4 protein-coding genes are annotated in these 2,167 nt (G+C 67.0%); 1 reads left to right on the top strand and 3 read right to left on the bottom strand.

Features of this window, described 5'->3' with window-relative positions:
• On the top strand, positions 1–324 hold a 324-nt coding region (locus ACFWPJ_RS31060), incomplete at its 5' end, for an MMPL family transporter (protein ID WP_378856817.1).
• Positions 325–329: 5 nt separating this feature from the next.
• On the opposite strand, the gene ACFWPJ_RS31055 is transcribed toward ACFWPJ_RS31060, so the two are convergent.
• The 3 genes from ACFWPJ_RS31055 to ACFWPJ_RS31045 form a co-directional block, all read right to left on the bottom strand.
• Positions 330–578: a hypothetical protein gene (locus ACFWPJ_RS31055; RefSeq protein WP_378856815.1), complete on the bottom strand. Its 249-nt coding sequence runs from the start codon at positions 576–578 to the stop codon at positions 330–332.
• Between the two features lie 137 nt (positions 579–715).
• Positions 716–1,336 (bottom strand): cytochrome b, encoded by a 621-nt coding sequence (locus ACFWPJ_RS31050; protein ID WP_378856813.1) that lies wholly within the window; start codon positions 1,334–1,336, stop codon positions 716–718.
• A partial coding sequence (locus ACFWPJ_RS31045) for a catalase family peroxidase (RefSeq protein WP_378856811.1) occupies positions 1,333–2,167 on the bottom strand: 835 nt, incomplete at its 5' end. The genes ACFWPJ_RS31050 and ACFWPJ_RS31045, both read right to left, overlap by 4 nt.

The raw sequence follows: 2,167 nt of genomic DNA, 5'->3' as shown, positions 1-2,167 counted from the left end.
ACCGACGCCGTGATCAACGGCTATCACCACGGCGCGCGCGTGGTGACCTCGGCGGCGATCATCATGATCTCGGTGTTCGGCTCGTTCATGCTCGAGTCCGACGTCACCGCCAAGTCCATGGGCTTCGCGCTCGCGGCAGGCGTCGCGCTGGACGCGTTCGTCGTCCGCATGGTGCTCATCCCCGCGCTGCTGGTGCTGCTCGGCAAATGGGCATGGTGGCTGCCGAAATGGCTGGACAGGATCGTCCCCGACATCGACGTCGAGGGCGCTCGCCTGCGCGAACTACAGCAGCGGGAGAAGGCACCGGTACCCGCGGCTATGTGACCGGGCTACTGGCTCGGTTGGGGCACCTCGCACTGGCTGACCCGCGGGTTCAGGCCGATGTAGTTGGCCGGACCCGCGGCGGCGGTGACCGCGATCGTCGCCCAGTCGGAGCATTCCTTGGGTAGGTGCGCGAAGTATTGTCGCTGGCCCGCGGCGAGCAGCCCGACGGCTACCCAGCCGAGAACGACGAGAACCAGAAGCTTTCCCCCGAGCCCGATCCCGGACTTTGCGGGTGGCGGCTGTCGCCCGCGCATAAGACATCGTTCCTTCCCGGATTCGGTACTACCAGTCTATTACGTCCTACCCTGCGCGGCGGGACCGGACCGCGTGAACAGATGCCGAAAAAAGCCTCTCACCTGGCATATCAGGTGAGAGGCTCGATGGCGCCGGATCAGCTGTCGGGCGGCGTCGGGACCGGAGCCTGCAGTGGGTGGCCCGGTGCAGGCTCGGTCGAGGTTCGGCGGAACCTCGGCGTGCGCAGCATGCGGTTCAGCACCTGATCGCGCAGCACCAAGGAATGCGCGAGTACCGCGCACATATGTGCGGTGAAGACCGCGAGCAGCCCGAACGCGAGGAAGGTATGCACGTCCCGCAGCAGGTGGTAGAGGTGCGCGTTCGCCGGGGCGATGGCAGGCAGCAGCACCCCACCGAACACCCGGATCGGCGCGCCGGACGCTGACACGAGCGCCCAGCCCACAATGGGTTGCGCGGTGAACAGGGCGTACATGAGCACTTCGGAGCCGGTCGCGACGATCCGTTCCGGGCGACTGATCGCGGGTATCTGTGGCGGCGCCGTGCGCCGTAGCCGGTTGACGATCCGAATCAGGGCGAGCACCAGCACGGCGACACCGACGGACTCGTGCAGGACCAGCGCGCGATGGTAGTTGCCGAGCGAACCGACCAGGGCCGCGCCGAGGAACAGCATCGCCACGATCAGGGCCGCCATTGTCCAATGCAGGATTCGCGCCAACAGGTCGAACCGGGCCGGTGGTATCGGATGCGCGGAGTTCATGCCCGGCCCCGCGCTTCCACCGAACCGCGGCCGCCGGGTTCCCCGGTGCGCCGCCGGAAAGACTCGGCGTAGGCGGCCGATCGCGCCGAGAGCAGCGGATCGTCGGAGGGGGCGATACCGGTGGGCAACACCAGCGGATCGAAGTTCACATCGCGCACATTGGCCGATGTCTCGGTGGCGATGTCGGTCAGTACGACGGTGCCGACAGCCACACTTCGTCGCTGCGCCGGCCACGCGATCGTGGCGTCATCGGTTCGGTCCTGCCCGGGGACACCGACGACGATCAGCATCGTCCAGCGTCTGGGCAACTGCCGAATATCCGCGGCGAGCTGATCGAACAGGGCATTGGGTCCGCTCACCGTCGACTCCGCGGCAATCGCCGTCTCGGGCACGAGTTTCCACCGGACCGGGACGGTCACCCCGTCGGCATCGGTGAACATGAACGCGTTGATGCCGTGGAAGGTCGACGCTGTGAACGTCGGCGCGACCGGCGTGGATTTCGTGATCGCCATCGCCGCGACTGTGCGCGGGTGGGCGGCCAGATAGTCCGACACCGTGCGCGGATTCGGTTTTCCGGTGGCCGGGTCCTTGGCGAAAGCCAGGTTCCGGTCGTAGAAGTCTTGCGGCGTCGGGTCGAGGAAGACCGGCTGATTGATCATCGCCAAACGCCATTGTTCGCGATCGGGGAGCTGAATCTGCAAGCCGAGACCGCGGCCGATGTCAGGCGCGTCGGCAACGTGGGGATTGCCCCCGGACAGCGAGAACCGTCCGCGCAGCGGGTACTTTCCGGCCTGGAATACCGTGGCCGAGCACAGCTGGACTCCGTTGCCG

Source organism: Nocardia sp. NPDC058497, assembly GCF_042720195.1.
In the GTDB taxonomy this organism is placed as follows: Bacteria; Actinomycetota; Actinomycetes; order Mycobacteriales; family Mycobacteriaceae; genus Nocardia.
The sequence above is the reverse complement of the archived record's forward strand: the minus strand, read 5'-3'. Positions and strand labels throughout refer to the sequence as shown.